Origin of the sequence: Peribacillus sp. S4, assembly GCF_046715815.1 — a bacterium.
Lineage (GTDB): Bacteria > Bacillota > Bacilli > Bacillales > DSM-1321 > Peribacillus > Peribacillus frigoritolerans.
This window is the reverse complement of the sequence record NZ_CP175708.1, coordinates 3,598,190-3,616,508: the sequence shown is the minus strand read 5'-3', so window position 1 is coordinate 3,616,508 and position 18,319 is coordinate 3,598,190. Positions and strand designations below refer to the sequence as shown.

At 43.0% G+C, this 18,319-nt stretch carries 18 protein-coding genes; 13 read left to right on the top strand and 5 right to left on the bottom strand.

All coding sequences use genetic code 11. The annotated features are described in order from the left end of the window. The first annotated feature begins 78 nt into the window (after positions 1-78). Positions 79-1,068 carry an aromatic acid exporter family protein gene (locus ACJ9PY_RS17140; protein WP_411738624.1) on the top strand — a complete coding sequence of 330 codons (990 nt, stop codon included), beginning with the start codon at positions 79-81 and terminating at the stop codon, positions 1,066-1,068. Positions 1,069-1,098: 30 nt separating this feature from the next. Beyond that, the gene (locus tag ACJ9PY_RS17135; RefSeq protein WP_034308230.1) at positions 1,099-1,614 is read left to right on the top strand and encodes a L,D-transpeptidase; all 516 of its coding nucleotides are present in this window, start codon (positions 1,099-1,101) and stop codon (positions 1,612-1,614) included. Between the two features lie 37 nt (positions 1,615-1,651). Here the strand turns inward: ACJ9PY_RS17135 and prli42 are convergent, their stop codons facing one another. After that, positions 1,652-1,747 (bottom strand): stressosome-associated protein Prli42, encoded by a 96-nt coding sequence (gene prli42 / locus ACJ9PY_RS17130; protein ID WP_156500278.1) that lies wholly within the window; start codon positions 1,745-1,747, stop codon positions 1,652-1,654. A 167-nt stretch (positions 1,748-1,914) separates the two neighbouring features. Between prli42 and mce the strand changes: the two genes are divergently transcribed. The 5 genes from mce to gndA all read left to right on the top strand — a co-directional run bounded on the left by mce (position 1,915) and on the right by gndA (position 8,099). Beyond that, complete coding sequence (mce, locus tag ACJ9PY_RS17125) at positions 1,915-2,340, top strand: methylmalonyl-CoA epimerase (protein WP_063594078.1); 426 nt, start codon at positions 1,915-1,917, stop codon at positions 2,338-2,340. After that, on the top strand, positions 2,337-3,887 hold the full coding sequence (locus ACJ9PY_RS17120) for an acyl-CoA carboxylase subunit beta (protein WP_063575704.1): 1,551 nt from the start codon (positions 2,337-2,339) through the stop codon (positions 3,885-3,887). Before mce ends, ACJ9PY_RS17120 begins: the two co-directional genes overlap by 4 nt. A gap of 187 nt (positions 3,888-4,074) precedes the next feature. Beyond that, positions 4,075-5,196, top strand: a complete 1,122-nt coding sequence (locus ACJ9PY_RS17115; RefSeq protein WP_048678525.1) for a tripeptidase T — start codon at positions 4,075-4,077, stop codon at positions 5,194-5,196. 174 nt (positions 5,197-5,370) lie between these two features. Next, positions 5,371-6,645: a DNA polymerase IV gene (locus ACJ9PY_RS17110; protein WP_053535660.1), complete on the top strand. Its 1,275-nt coding sequence runs from the start codon at positions 5,371-5,373 to the stop codon at positions 6,643-6,645. Positions 6,646-6,686: 41 nt separating this feature from the next. Beyond that, on the top strand, positions 6,687-8,099 hold the full coding sequence (gene gndA / locus ACJ9PY_RS17105; RefSeq protein ID WP_411738623.1) for an NADP-dependent phosphogluconate dehydrogenase: 1,413 nt from the start codon (positions 6,687-6,689) through the stop codon (positions 8,097-8,099). Between the two features lie 92 nt (positions 8,100-8,191). Here the strand turns inward: gndA and ACJ9PY_RS17100 are convergent, their stop codons facing one another. Then, a complete protein-coding gene (locus ACJ9PY_RS17100) occupies positions 8,192-8,365 on the bottom strand; it encodes an asparagine synthase (RefSeq protein WP_411738622.1) in 174 nt (57 codons plus the stop codon). Positions 8,366-8,862: 497 nt separating this feature from the next. Further along, positions 8,863-10,359 (bottom strand): glucose-6-phosphate dehydrogenase, encoded by a 1,497-nt coding sequence (zwf, locus tag ACJ9PY_RS17095; protein WP_063575706.1) that lies wholly within the window; start codon positions 10,357-10,359, stop codon positions 8,863-8,865. A 229-nt stretch (positions 10,360-10,588) separates the two neighbouring features. On the opposite strand from zwf, the gene rnz reads away from it, so the two are divergent. The 5 genes from rnz to ACJ9PY_RS17070 all read left to right on the top strand — a co-directional run bounded on the left by rnz (position 10,589) and on the right by ACJ9PY_RS17070 (position 15,448). Beyond that, positions 10,589-11,530 (top strand): ribonuclease Z, encoded by a 942-nt coding sequence (gene rnz, locus ACJ9PY_RS17090; protein ID WP_411738621.1) that lies wholly within the window; start codon positions 10,589-10,591, stop codon positions 11,528-11,530. Positions 11,531-11,593: 63 nt separating this feature from the next. Next, positions 11,594-12,412, top strand: a complete 819-nt coding sequence (locus tag ACJ9PY_RS17085) for a squalene/phytoene synthase family protein (RefSeq protein ID WP_411738620.1) — start codon at positions 11,594-11,596, stop codon at positions 12,410-12,412. Between the two features lie 207 nt (positions 12,413-12,619). Then, the gene (locus ACJ9PY_RS17080) at positions 12,620-13,615 is read left to right on the top strand and encodes an ABC transporter substrate binding protein (RefSeq protein ID WP_411738619.1); all 996 of its coding nucleotides are present in this window, start codon (positions 12,620-12,622) and stop codon (positions 13,613-13,615) included. Positions 13,616-13,647: 32 nt separating this feature from the next. After that, positions 13,648-14,679 (top strand): ABC transporter permease, encoded by a 1,032-nt coding sequence (locus ACJ9PY_RS17075; protein WP_411738617.1) that lies wholly within the window; start codon positions 13,648-13,650, stop codon positions 14,677-14,679. Next, entirely contained in the window at positions 14,654-15,448 is a 795-nt protein-coding gene (locus ACJ9PY_RS17070) for an ABC transporter ATP-binding protein (protein WP_048678506.1), read from the top strand. Before ACJ9PY_RS17075 ends, ACJ9PY_RS17070 begins: the two co-directional genes overlap by 26 nt. 157 nt (positions 15,449-15,605) lie before the next feature. Here ACJ9PY_RS17070 and ACJ9PY_RS17065 read toward each other — a convergent pair whose 3' ends face one another. Beyond that, positions 15,606-16,157 (bottom strand): MerR family transcriptional regulator, encoded by a 552-nt coding sequence (locus ACJ9PY_RS17065; RefSeq protein WP_052137288.1) that lies wholly within the window; start codon positions 16,155-16,157, stop codon positions 15,606-15,608. Between the two features lie 272 nt (positions 16,158-16,429). On the opposite strand from ACJ9PY_RS17065, the gene ACJ9PY_RS17060 reads away from it, so the two are divergent. Then, positions 16,430-16,861 (top strand): VOC family protein, encoded by a 432-nt coding sequence (locus tag ACJ9PY_RS17060; RefSeq protein ID WP_411738616.1) that lies wholly within the window; start codon positions 16,430-16,432, stop codon positions 16,859-16,861. Between the two features lie 110 nt (positions 16,862-16,971). Here the strand turns inward: ACJ9PY_RS17060 and proC are convergent, their stop codons facing one another. After that, complete coding sequence (gene proC / locus ACJ9PY_RS17055; protein ID WP_411738615.1) at positions 16,972-18,093, bottom strand: pyrroline-5-carboxylate reductase; 1,122 nt, start codon at positions 18,091-18,093, stop codon at positions 16,972-16,974. Between the last annotated feature and the right edge of the window lie 226 nt (positions 18,094-18,319).

Below are 18,319 nucleotides of genomic sequence, written 5' to 3'. Positions count from 1 at the left end.
CTCGCAAAGGACTGTAAAAATTTCTGATTTCCTGATAGTATTATAATAGATGGAGAAAGAGCCAGGTGATACATAACAATGTTTAAAATCGGATACAGGACGATTAAAACTGCTTTGGGGGCCACCCTGGCAATTATTATTGCACAAATGCTTAATCTCGAATATTTCTCTGCCGCGGGAATCATTGCGATCTTATGCATCCAAGTTACAAAAAAGAAGTCGGTGTATGCCTCCTGGCACCGGTTTTTAGCTTGTTTGATCGCAATGGCCTATGCATCCCTATTATTTCAGTTCATCGCATTCCATCCGCTGATAATAGGTTTGATTCTCTTGATTTTCATTCCAACGGCAGTTGCCTTGAAGATTAATGAGGGGATCGTGACGAGCAGCGTCATCATCATGCACCTATATGGGGCCGGTAACATCACTTTTTCCCTGCTGATCAATGAAACGATATTAATTGCAGTTGGAGTTGGAGTGGCACTTGTCATGAATCTGTACATGCCCAGTGTCGATGACAAACTGCTGGCCTATCAGGAAAGTATCGAAACGAACTTCAGTGCGATCTTGATGGGAATTGTCCGCTATTTGAGGGATAATGATCACACATGGGATGGTAAGGAAATCACCGAAACAGCCAACCTTCTTAATCAAGCCAAGAGCCTTGCCTTCAGGGACGTGGAAAATCATTTCTTAAGGGAAGAAGACCTGTATTACAATTATTTCAAAATGCGTGAAAAGCAATTTGAAATAATTGAACGAATTCTTCCCCTGGTCACGAATATTCCGTTGGTCGTCAAACAAAGCGGGATAGTGGCTGATTTTATAGAAGATTTGGCAGAAAACGTCCACCCACAAAATACGGCCATCCTTTATCTGAAGAAGCTTGAAGAAATGGAGATCCATTTTAGGGGAATGGCACTGCCGCATACACGTGAAGAGTTCGAATCCAGGGCTGCATTACTGCAGCTCATGAAGGAAATGGAGCGCTATTTATTGTTGAAGCATTCCTTCAAGGGATTACCCAAGCTGACCGGCAACCGAATGAAAAAGAGGCACTTGGCTTAAACTAAGCAAAAAAGTAAAGGAATGATACAAATGAAATGGATCCTTTCTTTGTTGCTTATGCTATCTTTGTGGCCGTTACAGGTACAGGCCCAGCCTCAATCGGTTAAGCCTGGCGATCCGTTTATCATCATCAATAAAGCCAACAATAAATTGGCGTTCATTGATGATAACGAGGTCAAGGAGATTCTGCCGGTCGGTACGGGAAAGAGTCAGGAACTGACACCTGAAGGGATCTTCACGGTCAAAGTAAAAGCGGTCAATCCATATTACCGGAAAAAGAATATTCCTGGCGGTGATCCCAGGAACCCTTTGGGGTCGCGGTGGATTGGATTCGATGCGCGAAATACCGATGGGAGGATATACGGCATACATGGTACGAATCAGCCATCATCGATTGGTGAATATATTTCAAATGGCTGTGTACGAATGCATAAATCCGATGTGGAGCGATTGTACGAAAAAGTCCCCATCGGCACTAAGGTGTTGATCACCCTATCGAACGAGGATTTCAAAACGCTGGCTAAGAAAAACGGAGCGATAAAATAAAGAGAGGGAAGCTTCATGCTCCCCTCCCCGGTGTCTATTACAAAAGAAATGCGATCCCTGATAATAAGCTCATTAATAACATTGAGATAAGCATTAAATACACGACGATCTTTCTGATTTTCCTGTTTCCCATATGCTCTCTCCCTTAATACAGTTTGATTGATTTTATTTTAACTTGAACATTTAGTAGAAACAAGTAAAAGTATAATGTTCATATTATTCCGAATCTTAAAAGGCTTTAATGCAAGATTAGTAGTATTTTAATGGAGTCATCCAATAATACATAGCATGGGGGTTTTTATGATGATTAAAAATATCGATCATATCGGTATTGCCGTCAAGTCACTAGATGAAGCCTTGCCGCTTTACACGGAAACGTTGAAGTTGAAACTTGAAGGAATCGAGACAGTGGAGAGCCAAGGAGTGAAAGTGGCCTTCATCCTGGCAGGCAATACCCGTTTGGAATTGTTGGAAGCGTTGTCACCTGTAAGCCCAATCGCTAAATTCATCGAAAAACGCGGTGAAGGGATTCATCATGTGGCACTAGGCGTCGATGACATCGAAGATAGAATAAAAGAAATCAAAGAAGCTGGATTGCGCATGATTGATGATTCATCAAGAAAGGGAGCGCACAATGCGGATGTTGCTTTCGTTCATCCAAAGTCTACCGCGGGAGTATTATATGAGCTTTGTGAACAAGCATTATCAAAGGAGGAGCAGAAATGACAGACATTTATGATACGATCAATGACCTATATGACAGACGCCGAAAAGTGGAAATGGGCGGCGGTGAAGAAAGAATCGATAAGCAGCATGAAAAGGGCAAACTTACGGCAAGGGAAAGAATTGAACTTCTAGTTGATCCAGGTACTTTCATCGAGCTTAATCCTTTCATCAAACATCGTAATACCAATTTCGGCATGGAAAAGGAAGAAGGGCCGGGAGAAGGGGTTGTCACCGGTTACGGAAAGGTCAACGGCCGCGACATTTATCTGTTTTCACAGGATTTCACTGTTTTTGGCGGTGCACTCGGTGAAATGCATGCCCTGAAAATTGCCAATGTTATGGATTTGGCAGCGAAAAATGGAGCCCCTTTCATCGGTTTAAACGATTCTGGTGGGGCGCGAATTCAAGAAGGCGTAGTTTCGCTAGACGGATATGGCCAAATATTTTACCGGAATTCCATATATTCAGGGGTCATTCCACAGATTTCGGTTATTATGGGACCTTGTGCAGGCGGAGCCGTATATTCCCCAGCCATTACCGACTTTGTCTTCATGGTTGAAAAAACGAGCCAAATGTTCATAACAGGTCCTAAAGTCATTGAAACGGTTACAGGCGAAAAGATTTCATCCGAAGGATTGGGCGGAGCGGCTGTACATAATACCATAAGCGGTAATGCCCATTTCAAAGGAGCATCTGAGGAGCAAGTTTTGGCAGACGTTAGACGTCTCTTGAGCTATCTTCCACAAAATAATGAAGAGAAGCCACCGGTTTTGGAAGCGGATGAGGGAGATGACTACCGGCCGGACTTAACAGATGTAGTCCCTTATGAAGGGATCCGGCCATATGATGTTCGGAAAGTATTGGAGCAGGTTGTCGATGAGGATTCCTTTATGGAAGTGCAAGAGGGCTTTGCGAAAAACATAGTGGTCGGCTTGGCGCGGATCAAAGGGAAATCAGTGGGGCTTGTCTGTAACCAGCCAAAGGTATTGGCAGGGGGACTTGATATAGATTCATCAGATAAAGCTGCCCGTTTTATTCGTTTTTGTGACTCGTTTAACATTCCGCTTATTACGTTTGAAGACGTTTCAGGGTTTTTCCCCGGCGTTAAACAAGAACATGGCGGAATCATTCGCCACGGTGCAAAGCTGCTATATGCTTATTCGGAAGCAACAGTACCTAAATTGACGATCATTCTGCGAAAAGCATACGGAGGAGCTTATGTGGCTCTTAATAGTAAATCCATCGGTGCGGATCTTACGTTTGCATGGCCGAATGCTGAAATCGCTGTAATGGGTTCTGCTGGAGCGGCAAATATCATTTTTGCGCGTGAAATTCAAAATAGCCAAGATCCGGAAGCGACACGAGCAGCTAAAATTGAAGAATACCGTGAGAAGTTCGCCAATCCATATGTCGCCGCAAGTCTTGGGATGGTGGATGATGTTATCGATCCCCGTGAAACCAGGATTAAGATCATTCAATCTCTTGATATGCTACGCAACAAAAAAGAAACTCGACCATGGAAAAAACACGGTAATATCCCGTTGTGATCAATCTTTGCAAGGAGCCCTAACGATCTGTTTTGGGCTCTTTTCCATACGGGGGAAGATATCATTTTGAAATAAGTCATCATTCACTTTTTAAAACAGTCTTAGGACCAGCATGCCACATTATTTGCCGGGGCGCCGCTTTTAGAAGTATAATTGAAGAGGAAAACTTTTTTGGAGGTTTTATTTTATGATTAATGAAGAACGTTTAGTTAATGAATTTATGGAATTGGTGCAGATCGATTCCGAAACGAAAAATGAAGCAGCCATCGCCAAAGTGCTGAAAGAAAAATTCGGGGCACTTGGTGTAGAAGTTTTTGAAGATGATACAACAGCAGTCACCGGTCATGGTGCAGGGAATTTAGTATGTACTTTAAAAGGAACGAAAGAAGGCGTAGATACCATTTATTTCACCTCCCATATGGATACGGTTGTACCGGGTAATGGAATCAAGCCTTCCATCAAAGATGGATACATAGTGTCAGACGGAACGACCATATTAGGGGCGGATGACAAAGCTGGATTAGCAGTCATGTTAGAAACGCTTAAAGTGTTGAAAGAACAGAATATCGAACATGGTACCATCGAATTCATCATTACAGTCGGTGAAGAATCTGGCTTGGTAGGGGCAAAGGCATTGGATCGCTCCCTTGTAACGGCTAAATTCGGTTTTGCACTTGATAGTGATGGAAAAGTGGGCAATGTGGTTGTTGCTGCACCTACTCAGGCGAAAGTGTCCGCAACCATTTTAGGCAAGACTGCTCACGCTGGTGTCGCTCCAGAGAAAGGCGTTTCGGCCATTACGATCGCTGCCAAAGCAATCTCTAGAATGCCATTAGGCAGAATCGACGAAGAAACGACAGCCAATATCGGACGTTTCCAGGGGGGACAGCAAACCAATATTGTTTGTGACCATGTTGAAATCCTTGCAGAAGCAAGATCCTTGATCCCTGAAAAAATGGAAATACAGGTAGCGAAAATGAAAGAGGCTTTCGAGACTGCAGCCATTGAAATGGGCGGACGCGCTGAAGTTGAAGTTACCGTCATGTATCCTGGTTTTAAATATGGTGCTGGTGACCATGTTGTCGAAATCGCAAGAAAGGCAGCAGAGAAAATCGGCCGTCCATGCGAGCTGGTTAAAAGCGGCGGTGGAAGCGATGCAAATGTCATTGCAGGCTTTGGCATCCCTACTGTCAATCTCGCAGTGGGCTATGAAGATATCCATACTACGAATGAAAGAATTCCAGTTGAGGAATTAACGAAGCTAGCTGAAATGGTCATCACTATCATCAAAGAAGTTTCAGGGGAATAATCACCCATAATAGGTCAAGATGTTCAAAGTATTGAAGGAATATATGTACAGTCATCAATGATATGATGGCTGTTTTTCTTGGAGTGGAAGCATCTTTCAGCGTGGTTACCAAAGATAAATAGGGATACTTTAATAGAAATGTTTTTTATTTTTACAAGGATGTGACGGTCAAACATGAAGGACATGTATCCCAAAAATGGCAGGGTCATTCTCCATGTAGACATGAATAGTTTCTATGCTTCAGTGGAAATGTCATATGATGTTTCATTGAAAGGCAAACCGCTTGCCATTGCAGGCAATGTTGAAGAGAGAAGGGGCATAATCGTCACCTGCAGCTATGAGGCGAGGAAGTTCGGGGTTAAAACGACCATGCCGATTTGGCAGGCGAAAAAATTATGTCCTCAATTAGTCATTCAGAAACCGAATTTCGAGCGCTATCGAAAGGCATCACTGGCTATTTTCGATGTTTTGAGGCAATATACAGAGATGGTTGAACCGGTTTCGATTGATGAGGGGTATCTGGATATCAGTGAATGCGCCGAATTGGGTTCGCCTTTAGATATAGCCAATAGCATTCAGGAAAGAATTTTTAATACGATGGATCTCCCTTGCAGTATCGGGATTGCCCCTAATAAATTTTTGGCCAAAACGGCTTCTGATATGAAGAAACCTATGGGGATCACCGTGTTAAGGAAACGGGACATTCCGGAAAAGCTCTGGCCCTTACAAGTGGGCGAAATGCATGGCATCGGGGATAAGACATCGGAAAAGCTTCAAACTATCGGGATCATGACGATCAGGGACCTTGCACACGCCAATGATAGTCAACTTAAACAGCTTCTTGGGATCAATGGCATCCGTTTGAAAGATAGGGCTAATGGAATTGACCCAAGGGTAGTGGATCCCGAAGCGATTTTTGAGCATAAGAGCATCGGAAATTCGACAACTCTTCCGCATGACTCCGCCAATCAAAAAGAATTGATCGGTGTATTGGAAAAGCTTTCCGGGAAAGTTGCCGTCCGCTTGAGAAATAAACGCCTCCTTGGTCAAAAAATAGGTGTGACGATCCGTTACAAAGACCGCCGGACAATTACGAGAAGCAGGACGGTTCCTAATCCAGTTTTTGAAAAAAAGGATATTTTGGATGAAGCTATCGATCTCTTCATGAAAAATTGGAATGGGGAAGGAATCAGGCTTCTTGGTGTCACAGCCTATGATGTCATCGAAAAAGAGTCGGCCTTCAAGCAACTGGATATTTTTTCCTTTCAAGAGGATGCAGAAAAAGAACCTCTGTATGATGCGATGGAACACTTGCAAAATAAGTACGGAGAAAATATTATTAAAAAGGGATTACCCTTGAAAAAACGTTCAATAGGAACAGACACTAGCTTCAGCAAAGATTTCTTTGAGCAATCCAGGAGGAATGATCCTTCTTTTGACAAAGAATAGCGTACAAGCTGTGTAAAGATAGAGAGAAGGGAAGATGAATCATGACAAAACAGCAGATTGGCGTTATCGGACTAGCCGTAATGGGCAAGAACCTTGCATTTAATATTGAAAGCAGGGGATATTCAATTTCCGTATATAATCGCTCAGGATCAAAAACGGACGAGATGATGAAGGAAGCGGAAGGCAAAAACGTAACAGCCGCTTATACGCTTGAAGAATTCGTCAATTCTTTGGAAACACCACGCAAAATTTTATTGATGGTTAAAGCCGGAGCGGCAACGGATGCAACAATCGAGCAATTAAAACCGTTGCTTGAAAAAGGTGATATCGTTATTGATGGAGGGAATACCTTCTTCAAGGACACTCAGCGCCGCAATGAGGAGTTAAGCAAGCTTGGCATCCATTTCATCGGTACAGGCGTGTCAGGTGGGGAAGAAGGAGCACTAACAGGTCCTTCCATCATGCCTGGAGGTCAAAAAGAAGCATATGAACTTGTTGCACCGATTTTGAAGGATATTTCAGCTAAGGTCGATGGTGATGCTTGCTGCACGTATATCGGACCGGATGGGGCAGGTCATTATGTTAAAATGGTACATAATGGTATTGAATACGGGGACATGCAATTGATTTCCGAATCTTATTTCCTTCTGAAAAATCTCCTTGGACTATCTGCTGAAGAATTCCATGAAGTCTTTACTGAATGGAATGAAGGGGAACTTGATAGCTATTTAATTGAAATTACTGCTGATATTTTCAAAAAATATGATGAAGAAACCGGCAAGCCGATGGTCGATGTCATTTTAGATAAAGCTGGCCAAAAAGGTACAGGTAAATGGACAAGTCAAAGTGCGCTTGATCTTGGTGTTCCGCTTCCAATCATTACGGAATCCGTGTTTGCCCGGTTTATTTCAGCAATCAAGGACGAGCGTGTCGAAGCGAGTAAAATCCTTCGCGGTCCAAAAAACGATTCATTTACAGGCGACAAAAAGGCTTTGATTGAAAGTATCCGAAAAGCACTTTATATGAGCAAAATCTGTTCATATGCACAAGGATTTGCACAAATGAAAGCAGCATCAGAAGAAAATGGCTGGAACTTGCAATATGGGGAAATCGCGATGATTTTCCGTGGCGGATGTATCATTCGTGCACAATTCCTCCAAAAAATCAAGGAAGCGTACGATCGTGAAGCGAACTTGAAAAATCTTCTTCTAGATCCTTACTTCCAAGGGATCGTCGAAAGTTACCAAGGAGCTTTACGTGAGGTAGTATCAACGGCTGTGATGAACGGAATCCCGGTTCCTTGCTTGTCATCGGCACTTGCCTATTTCGACAGCTATCGTACAGAAACACTGCCAGCTAACCTGATTCAAGCTCAGCGTGACTATTTTGGAGCTCATACTTACCAACGCATTGATAAAGAAGGAACGTTCCATACCGAATGGATGGAAAAATAAAAAGTTCAAGTCGGCTTGGAAGGAGATCCCCTTTAAGCCGGCTTTTTTGTTTCATCATGTAAAAAGGGGGCGCTTGGCGCCCCCTTTTATTACTATCTCCGATGCTCTACAAGATCAATGACCCCTAATACAACATGTGCCAAACCGAAACCAAAAATTGTATTAGCTACCATTTTGTTTGAACCCCGGGTCTGCTTCATTGCATAACCCGCAGCTGTCACGGCTGTGCCCAAGGCTGTTGGAATTAATCCTTCACGAATGTCCATCGTTTAATCCCTCCACATCGAAGTTAGCGGTACTGTCACTAAGCACCTTTTTTAGTTTATCCTCAGCAAAGGCTTACCATTCTTTATAGATAAGGGTAAAAATAGTAAAAACGAACTAGTTGTAAATAGTTCCAATTAATTTACCTTTTTTAGGGAAATCGTAGTATGATGTATGACATTCATTCCTGCTTTTTTTAGGTTTAAACACCTGTGGAAAAAGGAATATAAACATTGAAAGAGATGGGCGGACCTTAGGATACAGTAGGTAGGAAGAGAGAAGGAGCGGAGGACTTTATGTTCATCATCTGGTGGGCTGTAGCCATTTTTTTATTTTTCATTGCCTTAGAATCCGGTGTTTCATTTTGGCTTAATTCAGAAAAAGAGGAAGAAATGTCCAAGTCTAAGCAATTGTTTCATATTATCCGGAATAAATTGCTGAGAAAGAGTGTTTCATGAAAAAAAGGGATGCAGATTCAAATCTGCATCCCTTTATCATTTCAATTATTATTTTCGTTTTTCTTGACTTGCCACCAAATATGTCCATCTTCCGCCAGGAGTTCATCGGATGCAAGTGGACCTGTTGATCCCGCTTCATAGTTAGGGAAAGACTCGTCTTTAGTATTTTCCCATGCATTGGAAATGGTATCGACGAACTTCCATGAGAGGGCAACCTCGTCCCAGTGCGTAAAGTTTGTAGCATCCCCGCGCATGCTGTCAAACAATAGCTTTTCATATGCCTCGGGAGAATTGATGTGTTCGATCCCTTTGTTCGAGACGGTCAGCTTCATTGGCTTTGTATTGGATGTCGTCCCGGATTTTTTGACATTTAAGTACAATGTGATACCCTCGTCAGGCTGGATATTGATGACAAGAAGATTCGGATTCAGCGTTTCTTCCGTTTTATAATACAGATTCATTGGAATATCTTTGAATTGAACAACGATATTCGTTGATTTGACATCCATTCTCTTACCGGTACGGATATAAAAAGGAACACCGGCCCAACGGAAGTTATCAATCATCAATTTACCCGCAACATAGGTCTCTGTGTTGGATTCGGGATTTACATTATGTTCATTTCGGTAGGCCGGAAGCATTTGACCGTCTATCGTTCCTTCACCATACTGGCCACGAACGAAGTATTGGTTGACTTCGTCGACCTTCATTGGTCGAAGTGAACGCAATGCCCGTACTTTTTCGCTTCGAATCTCTTCAGTCGTCAAAGCGATCGGGGGTTCCATTGCAAGCAAGGCCACCATTTGCAGCAGGTGGTTTTGGACCATATCCCTTAGGGCACCGCTGGTTTCATAATAACGCCCGCGTTCTTCAACGCCGAGTGTTTCGCTTGAAGTAACCTGGATATTGGATATATATCTGTTATTCCATAGCGGCTCGAAAAGGGCATTGGAAAAACGGATGACCTCGATATTTTGTACCATTTCTTTACCTAAATAATGATCGATGCGGTAAATTTCATCTTCAGCGAATGCAGTCCGAATCTGCTCATTCAATTGTTGTGCTGTTTCAAAACTGTGTCCAAATGGCTTCTCGATGACCAGGCGTTTATATCCATCCGTGTCACTCAGGCCTTGAGCTTTAATCTGTTCGGCAATCGTTCCGAAAAACTCAGGTGCCATCGCCAAATAGAAGATCCTGTTTCCTTCTAATTGATATTGTCCATCTAATTGTTCGGCAATGTCTTTTAATTGCAAGTATGATTCCGAACTTGAGACGTCATGGGAGTGATAATGGAAATGGGAAATGAATTCATCGACCTTTTCTTCCGCATGTCCGAACGTAAGAATCGAGTCCTTGACACTTGTTTGGAACTCCTCGTTCGTCAATGGCCTCCTTGCCACACCGACGACCGCGAACTTATTGATTTTCTCTTTTTGAAATAGTCGATATATGGAAGGAAACAATTTCCTTTTCGCTAAATCTCCGGTAGCACCAAAAATCATGATCAATGCTGTGGGTTTATTGTTTTCTGTCATGTTAAAACCTCAACTTTCCGTTAAATCTGTCTATAAAGTTGGAATTCCCGTATGTGTACCAATTTCTAATTTTACGTTTAGCTTTCCCTCAAAGCAATCAATTTGCGCATTTTTTCTCAGATTTCATTAAAAGTTTAATTTGGTTTCGGTTTTAATGGGTCATAAATGAAAGAGCACCTTGGTTATGCTATAGTTAAGGCATAAAGTATTTGCAACGGAGGTAGTATGAGTGGATTTCGTTTTATTGGGTACAGGCGCTGGCGTTCCGGCCAAAGCGCGGAATGTGACATCGATCGCCCTTCAATTATTGGAAGAACGAGGGACTATTTGGTTATTCGATTGTGGGGAAGCAACACAGCATCAAATATTAAAAACGGCGGTCAAACCGCGAAAGGTTGAAAAGATCTTCATCACCCATTTACATGGTGACCACATCTTCGGACTGCCTGGTTTTTTAAGCAGCAGATCTTTTCAGGGCGGAGTGGATAAATTGACCGTATATGGTCCACAAGGGATAGATTCATTCATTAAGACGAGCTTACAGGTGAGTGGGACTCATTTAAAATATCCCTTGGAAATCATCGAAATAGAAGAAGGCACAGTGTTTGAGGACGAACAATTCACAGTGACGGCCAAGTCGCTTGATCATGGCATTTACAGCATCGGTTATCGGATTGTTGAAAAAGATCGTCCGGGTAGCCTGCTGGTAGACCGGCTGCGTTCCGAAGGTGTGAAGCCGGGGCCTCTTTTTAAAGCATTGAAAAATGGACAAACGGTCTGTCTCGATGATGGCCGTGTCATAAATGGGAAGGACTATATCAGTACTCCGAAAAAAGGCCGGATCATCACGATTCTTGGTGATACAAGAATGTGCAGCAATGCGCTCAGTCTTGCTGAATCGGCGGATTACCTTGTTCATGAAGCTACATTTTCAGCGGAAGAATCTGAAATGGCATCAGCCTATTATCATTCGACCACCGTTCAGGCTGCAGAAACGGCCTTGAAAGCGGGAGCTAAGCATCTAATCCTTACGCATATCAGCTCACGGTATACTCCAGAGGATGCTGAGAGGCTAAAAGAGGAAAGCAAAGCAATCTTTGCAAATACGATCATGGGTGAAGATCTGATGGCGATTAAAGTTCCTTTGTATTCAGAGGAATCGGACAGCTGAAATCAAAGCCAATGTTTGATATAATTAATCAATTGTTCATTGGATATTTAAAGGAGTGTAAATATGACTGACAAAAGTGACCTACATACTAAAGCAATGGAGTTTCTCCTAAAAACAAGCCGGACTTTTTTCATTCCAATCAGTTATCTTCCAAAGGGATTGCAAGAGGGTATTGGAGCTGCATACCTTTGCATGCGCGCCATCGATGAGATCGAGGACCACCCAAGTCTTCCAGCAGATAGTAAGGTTTCTTTGTTACAGGCCCTTAGTGAGCTGCCGGATGCGGATTTCAAGGAAGAGAATCTTCAAAAGTTATTTGAACCATATAAGGATGAACTGCCCGAGGTGACCCTGTTTCTTTCGGACTGGGTTGAATTTTGTCCACCCGGTGCAAAAGATAAAGTCTTGGAGTCTACAAAGGAAATGGCCGAAGGCATGGCAAAATGGGTTATTAAGGACTGGCAAATCCATAATGAAGAGGAACTCGATGATTACACTTATTATGTTGCAGGTTTAGTCGGGGTCATGCTGTCTGATATGTGGAACTGGTACGATGGAACCGAAACGGACCGTGAACTTGCCATCGCATTTGGCCGTGGACTCCAAACGGTCAATATCCTGCGTAACCGCGAGGAAGATGCAGAACGTGGTGTGAACTTTTATCCGGATGGCTGGGGTTTCGACGAGATGTTTGCCCATACGGAGCGTAATCTTGCATTAGCCGATGCGTACATTGAAGAGATTGAAACGAAGGACATCATCCAATTCTGTAAAATACCTTTGGAATTGGCAAAAGCTACATTGAAAGCCCTAAAAGAAGGTAAAGAAAAAATTGATCGGGCTACCGTTACCGAAATTGTCAGCCAGGTTGTCGAACATTGATTTTTCAAAAAGCTGCTGTGAAAGTTACCATACCTTTCACAGCAGCTTTTTTCATGTTTTACATGCAGAACTCAAAAAATTCTAAAAAGTTAAAAAATATATTGGAATAATTGGGACTAAACGATTATAATTTAGGAAATAAAAGCGAAAAAAGCTGGCGTCGTTAGAAAAACATTATTTTAAATAAGGAAAAAGCGGGGGGAAAATATGAAAAAGAAATTATATTCAACTGCAGCCATGACATTGGTCGCAGGTTTATTATTGGCTGGGTGTGGAAATGAAAAGGAAAAAGATGCGGCAAAGGATGAAAGCGGAAAGGATACCTTTAACATTGGGGTAACACAAATCGTTCAGCATGATTCCTTGGATCAAGCATATGAAGGCTTCCAGGCGGCATTGAAGGATAGTGACATCAATGCTAAATATGATCTTCAAATTGCTCAGGGTGACCAAAACAACAGCCAAACGATTGCCAATAACTTCGTTGGGGATAAAGTGGATCTGATATTTGCGAATTCGACTCCTAGTACTCTAAGTGCTTTAAATGCGACCAAGGATATTCCGATCGTCTTTACATCGGTTACCGATCCTGTAGCGGGGGAGCTTGTCACTTCTTTGGAAAAACCAGGCGGAAATGTGACGGGTACGACGGATTCCCATCCTGAAGCCATTGCAAAGTCAATGAAATTCCTAGCGGAAGAGCTTGGCGCCAAAACGATTGGAACGGTTTATAACACAGGGGAGCAAAATTCAGTCGTCCAAATAAAAAATGTGAAGGCGGAAGCGAAAAAAGCTGGATTGAAAGTTGTGGAAGCGTCCGTCTCGACTTCAGCGGATGTTAAACAGGCAACGGAATCATTAATCGGAAAAGCGGATGCTTTCTATATCATTACTGATAATACAGTTGTCTCTGCACTGGAATCGGTCATTTCCGTGGCAAATGATCAAGATATCCCCTTATTTGTCGGCGAGCTTGATTCCGTGAATGCTGGCGGTTTTGCAGCATATGGCTTCAGTTACTATGATATTGGTTATGAAGCGGGGCAAAAAGCGGTTGAAATCCTGAAGGATGGTAAAAAACCTGGAGATATCCCGGTTCAATATCCACAAAAACTGAAATTGGTCATCAATGAAAAAGCAGCAAAAGATATGGGTGTTGAAATAAAAGAAGAATGGAAAGCAGATGCTGAGTTTGTAAAATAAACTCTGCTTTTGTTCGGGGAAGGAAGAAAAAAATGTTCTCAGCCTTATTCAACTCTTTTGAGTCGGGAATGATTTATGCAATCATGGCACTTGGTGTCTATTTAACATTCAGGATTCTCGATTTCCCGGATATGACTGTGGAAGGCAGTTTTGTGACAGGGGCCTCTGTTGCCGCGATTATGATCGTTAACGGTTACTCGCCGATCGTAGCCACGTTGTGTGCCATGGTGGCAGGGTTCATCGCTGGGACGATAACGGGGTTCCTTCATACAAAAGGGAAAATCAATCCTCTCTTGGCAGGTATCTTAATGATGATTGCGCTCTATTCGATCAATTTGCGGATCATGGGTGCATCCAACATTCCGTTGCTTTCCCAAACAACCATTATCACGAATATCCAGGATGCCTGGGCTGGCACTGGGCTGGACAATTTGTTGAATGGTCTTTTATCATTCGTGGGTCTCGGTGACAGCCTGCCAAAAACGTGGGCCATATTAATCGTTATGCTGGTTGTGGCTGTAGTCATCCAAGCGGGAATGTCAGCGTTTTTAAAAACGGAAATTGGTCTTGCCTTACGGGCGACTGGTGATAATGAAGCAATGGTCAAGAGTTTTTCCTCCCATACCGGCAACATGAAGATCTTAGGACTTGCAATCGGAAATGCACTTGTGGCTTTTTCGGGATCCCTGGTTGCCCAATATAACGGTTTTAGCGATATAGGCATGGGGATTGGAATCATTGTCATCGGATTGGCATCCGTCATAATCGGTGAAGCTCTATTCGGGGCAAAAACGATTGCACGTGCTACGCTGGCTGTCATTGGAGGGGCGATCATTTACCGGATCGTCGTAACCTTGGCACTTCGCGTTGAATTCCTTGAAACGGGAGATGTTAAATTAATTACGGCACTTATTGTGGTCGGGGCACTTGTCATTCCAAAAATTTCCGATAAACAAAAGGAAAAAACCCGGAAGAAAAGGCGGCTTAAAGAAATACAGATACGTCATGATGGCACTTTACCGAAAGGGAGGGAAGAATATGCTTCGGTTAAATCAGATTTATAAAGTGTTCAATGAGGGAACACCAGATGAAAAGCTAGCCCTTGGAAATCTGGAACTGCAGATGACAAAAGGTGAATTTGTAACAGTCATCGGTAGTAATGGAGCAGGTAAATCGACTTTGATGAATATGATTTCCGGTAAGATTCTCCCTGATGCCGGTGAAGTCATCATCGATGGTGAAAACGTATCGGCCATTGAAGAACATGCCCGTGCAAAAATGATTGGACGCGTTTTTCAGGATCCCATGCTGGGTACGGCACCGCATATGACGATTGAAGAAAATATGGCAATTGCTTATGGCAGAACCAATAGAAGAGGTTTAGGCTTTGGGGTGACAAAAAAACGGAAAGAACTTTTTAAAGAATGTTTGGGCACCCTTCATTTAGGCTTGGAAAACCGGATGACTGCAAAAGTGGGATTATTGTCAGGAGGGGAGCGTCAGGCACTATCACTGCTGATGGCGACCTTCACCGATCCTAAAATCCTGCTTCTTGATGAACATACTGCAGCGCTTGATCCTTCGCGGGCAGAACTTGTTACAAACCTGACAAAGGAAATCGTCGAAAAGAACCAATTAACGACGTTGATGGTGACTCATAATATGCAGCAGGCAATCGATCTTGGAAATTCCCTGATCATGATGGATAAGGGACAGATCATTTTTGAAGCCAGAGGCGCTGCAAAGCAGAAGTTAACCGTCGAAAAACTGCTTAACGAATTCCAACGCATCAAAGGCGAAAAAATGATCAATGACCGTGCAGTGTTGATTTAAAATGATGAAAAGGCCCGACCCAGGTGAGTTTAATCTTGGGTCAGGGCCTTTTTATTTTGGGGTAATTAATAAGATCGGGTCCTATTTTTGAAGAGATGCTTTGCCTTACAAAAATGGTTATTCGTGGGGTGCTCATGAAAGATCTTGATAATAGATGTCAATCGCTGTCGGCTGTGCTCCATGATGAACTATCGTTCTTTCTGTTTCCGAAAATCATTTTTATGAATGGCCTTTTCTTCGTTTTTTTAGTGGCAGCAGCCTCTTCAGCCGCGAGGAAATAATCAAAGTGCTGGCCCGTTGGTGTTTCTAACGCTTCGATACGGGCTTCAAGCTTTTTAACGAGTTTGTGCATTTCTTCCATTTCACTTCTGTGCTGTAAAAGCTGATAGGATACAACATCGTCCGCTTTTGTTTTCAGGCCATTTTCCAGCCTGATGACCCGTTCAAGCAGTTGATCATGTTCTTTATTCGGTTCGGAGTGTTTTTGGAGGGTTGCTTTTCTAATCTTTTTCTCTGAGATGCTGACCTTTTGGAGAATGATGCCCTCGTTAAGCTGATCTTGGATTTTTCTCAATAATGCAATGTCTTCATCCGAAAACTGGTAGTGGCCAAGCTGATTCCGTTCTACTTCCATGTTCAATTGGGTGACCCAGCGTTGAATCGTACTATGGGAAACATTCAGTAACCGGGCAACTGCGCTTGTATTCATCGAGATTCCCCCTTTTGCTTGTTGAATTCGATAAGTATGGGGGAATTCCTTTACAGATGACAAAACATGTATTCATTCGGCAAAGAAAGTGGAATTCCTACGTAATTTGCATGAGGGGCAATCCAAGGTGGAATTCCCCGTTGAGCTGCTTTTTGCAAAGTGGTCTTTAAGAAGCATTTGCTATTGGTGTGGGTGCTGGTCAATCAAGCTAAAAAGGGAAAAGTGATCCAGATGTCGAATTTACCCTTAAAACATGGAAAAGGAGGACTAGCATGAACAGGATCAACATTATAACTTTAGGTGTCAGGGATATTGCTCAATCATTAAGGTTTTACCGGGACGGGTTGGGATTCCGTACATTGATTAAAGAGGACGATCCCGCAATCGTTTTTTTTAATAATGCCGGTACGAAACTTGCTTTGTATCCTTTAGAGGAGCTAGCAAAAGACATTAATGAGATGGAACCGCCTAAGAAAAATGGTTTCCCGGGTCTTACACTCGCTTATAATGCTAAATCAATTGAAGAAGTGGATGAAGTGATCAAAAGGGCTGAAAATGCTGGGGGAACAATCGAGAAATCACCTCAGCATGTTTTTTGGGGAGGATACAGCGGATATTTTTCAGATCCCGATGGTTACTATTGGGAGGTTGCGTATTCGAAGGACTGGAGTTTCGATGAAAATGATATGCTGATTATAAAGTAACGCTCACTTCAGAAGATTTACCCTTTATAAGGCGTATGGATCATAAAAAGGGCTGTTGCCTGCCACTGCTGCAGGAGTGGCCAGGCAACAGCCGATCATCATCATGAGGCTTACTGCGAAACTACATATTTGGCCAGTTCTTTACTTATTTGATTGCCCATTCGCTTCGATTGCTCTGTCGCTTCTTGTACACAGGCAATGAATGCATCTTCCACTTGGTGTGCTTGTAGTGCTTTCAGACCTGCTTCAGTCGTTCCGCCTGGTGAAGTTACTTCCTTTCTTAGTACGGCAGGCGTTTTAGGTGATTTCTGTAACATGTCGGCTGCGCCCATCAATGTCTGGAGAATCAATTGCTTAGCGGTTTCGGAATCGAGCCCTATTTTTTCCGCTGATTTTTCCAATGCCTCGACCAAGTAATAAATATAAGCAGGACCGCTGCCTGATAAGCCTGTTACCGCATCTAGCTGGGATTCTTCGACCACTGCCACCGTACCCACCGTTTCAAAAAGGGTAATCGCCGTTTGTAATTGCGAGTCTTCCGTATGACAGTTAGCCGCAAGGGCCGTTGCTGATTTTCCTACAGCTGCCGATGTATTAGGCATGGCACGGACGATCGAAAACCGCTTGTTGGCGATTCCTTCCAAGCTTGTTGTATGAACCCCGGCAACAACGGAAATGAACAGCATTTCTTCACGAATGTATTCTTTTATTGATTGCATCGTTTCTAAAATATCTTTCGGTTTCACCGCCAGTACGACAAGGTCCGCATCCTGTACTAATAACTGGAGTGATCGTGTTGCAGTTACACCATATTGGTCCTTTAAATAAACGAACCGATCATCATTTGATTTATTTGTTACAAAAATATTTTCTGGTTCAATTACCTGTTGGGTCACCAGCCCCGAAATGATTGCTTCTGCCATCGATCCAGCTCCGATAAACGCGATTTTTTTCATATTTCCCGCTCCTTTTTCTTTTGAATTTTCGGCCATTTTATGAAGGCTGTTTTCACATACTTTGTTGCTATTTACCAGGTAGTGAGTTGTGGTTGATTTCCCTTCAAGATGCTCGCTTTCTGCGGGGCGGGCGGTGAGCCTCCTCGGCGTAAACGCCTGTGGGGTCTCACCTGTCCCGCTGCTCCCGCAGGAGTCTCGCACTTCCGCTCCAATCAACCTTAAATAGTTTCGTTTAAAAATAACAATCTTTACGAAAAGAGCCTTTATGAAAAACAAAAAGACCCCTCATCCAATAAAGGACGAAAGGTCTAGCTTCCGTGGTACCACCTTTGTTCAACTTTTCCATAATAAATACAGAAAAGCTGCACTTGATTCCTCTAACGCGGGAATTACGTCAGGTTTTCCTGAAGGCTCATAAGGTAGGTTCAATAATGAGGGGGCGATGAAGCCTTTCAGCACATTCCGAGCTTCACTCTCTTTACGCCATCATAAATTTACTTGG

Excerpts from the sequence above, each read along its gene's own strand:
- ACJ9PY_RS17140 (WP_411738624.1), top strand. The coding sequence starts at position 79 with ATGTTTAAAATCGGATACAGGACGATTAAAACTGCTTTGGGGGCCACC.
- ACJ9PY_RS17135 (WP_034308230.1), top strand. The coding sequence starts at position 1,099 with ATGAAATGGATCCTTTCTTTGTTGCTTATGCTATCTTTGTGGCCGTTA.
- prli42 (WP_156500278.1), bottom strand. The coding sequence starts at position 1,747 with ATGGGAAACAGGAAAATCAGAAAGATCGTCGTGTATTTAATGCTTATC.
- mce (WP_063594078.1), top strand. The coding sequence starts at position 1,915 with ATGATGATTAAAAATATCGATCATATCGGTATTGCCGTCAAGTCACTA.
- ACJ9PY_RS17120 (WP_063575704.1), top strand. The coding sequence starts at position 2,337 with ATGACAGACATTTATGATACGATCAATGACCTATATGACAGACGCCGA.
- ACJ9PY_RS17115 (WP_048678525.1), top strand. The coding sequence starts at position 4,075 with ATGATTAATGAAGAACGTTTAGTTAATGAATTTATGGAATTGGTGCAG.
- ACJ9PY_RS17110 (WP_053535660.1), top strand. The coding sequence starts at position 5,371 with ATGAAGGACATGTATCCCAAAAATGGCAGGGTCATTCTCCATGTAGAC.
- gndA (WP_411738623.1), top strand. The coding sequence starts at position 6,687 with ATGACAAAACAGCAGATTGGCGTTATCGGACTAGCCGTAATGGGCAAG.
- ACJ9PY_RS17100 (WP_411738622.1), bottom strand. The coding sequence starts at position 8,365 with ATGGACATTCGTGAAGGATTAATTCCAACAGCCTTGGGCACAGCCGTG.
- zwf (WP_063575706.1), bottom strand. The coding sequence starts at position 10,359 with ATGACAGAAAACAATAAACCCACAGCATTGATCATGATTTTTGGTGCT.
- ACJ9PY_RS17085 (WP_411738620.1), top strand. The coding sequence starts at position 11,594 with ATGACTGACAAAAGTGACCTACATACTAAAGCAATGGAGTTTCTCCTA.
- ACJ9PY_RS17080 (WP_411738619.1), top strand. The coding sequence starts at position 12,620 with ATGAAAAAGAAATTATATTCAACTGCAGCCATGACATTGGTCGCAGGT.
- ACJ9PY_RS17075 (WP_411738617.1), top strand. The coding sequence starts at position 13,648 with ATGTTCTCAGCCTTATTCAACTCTTTTGAGTCGGGAATGATTTATGCA.
- ACJ9PY_RS17070 (WP_048678506.1), top strand. The coding sequence starts at position 14,654 with ATGCTTCGGTTAAATCAGATTTATAAAGTGTTCAATGAGGGAACACCA.
- ACJ9PY_RS17065 (WP_052137288.1), bottom strand. The coding sequence starts at position 16,157 with ATGAATACAAGCGCAGTTGCCCGGTTACTGAATGTTTCCCATAGTACG.
- ACJ9PY_RS17060 (WP_411738616.1), top strand. The coding sequence starts at position 16,430 with ATGAACAGGATCAACATTATAACTTTAGGTGTCAGGGATATTGCTCAA.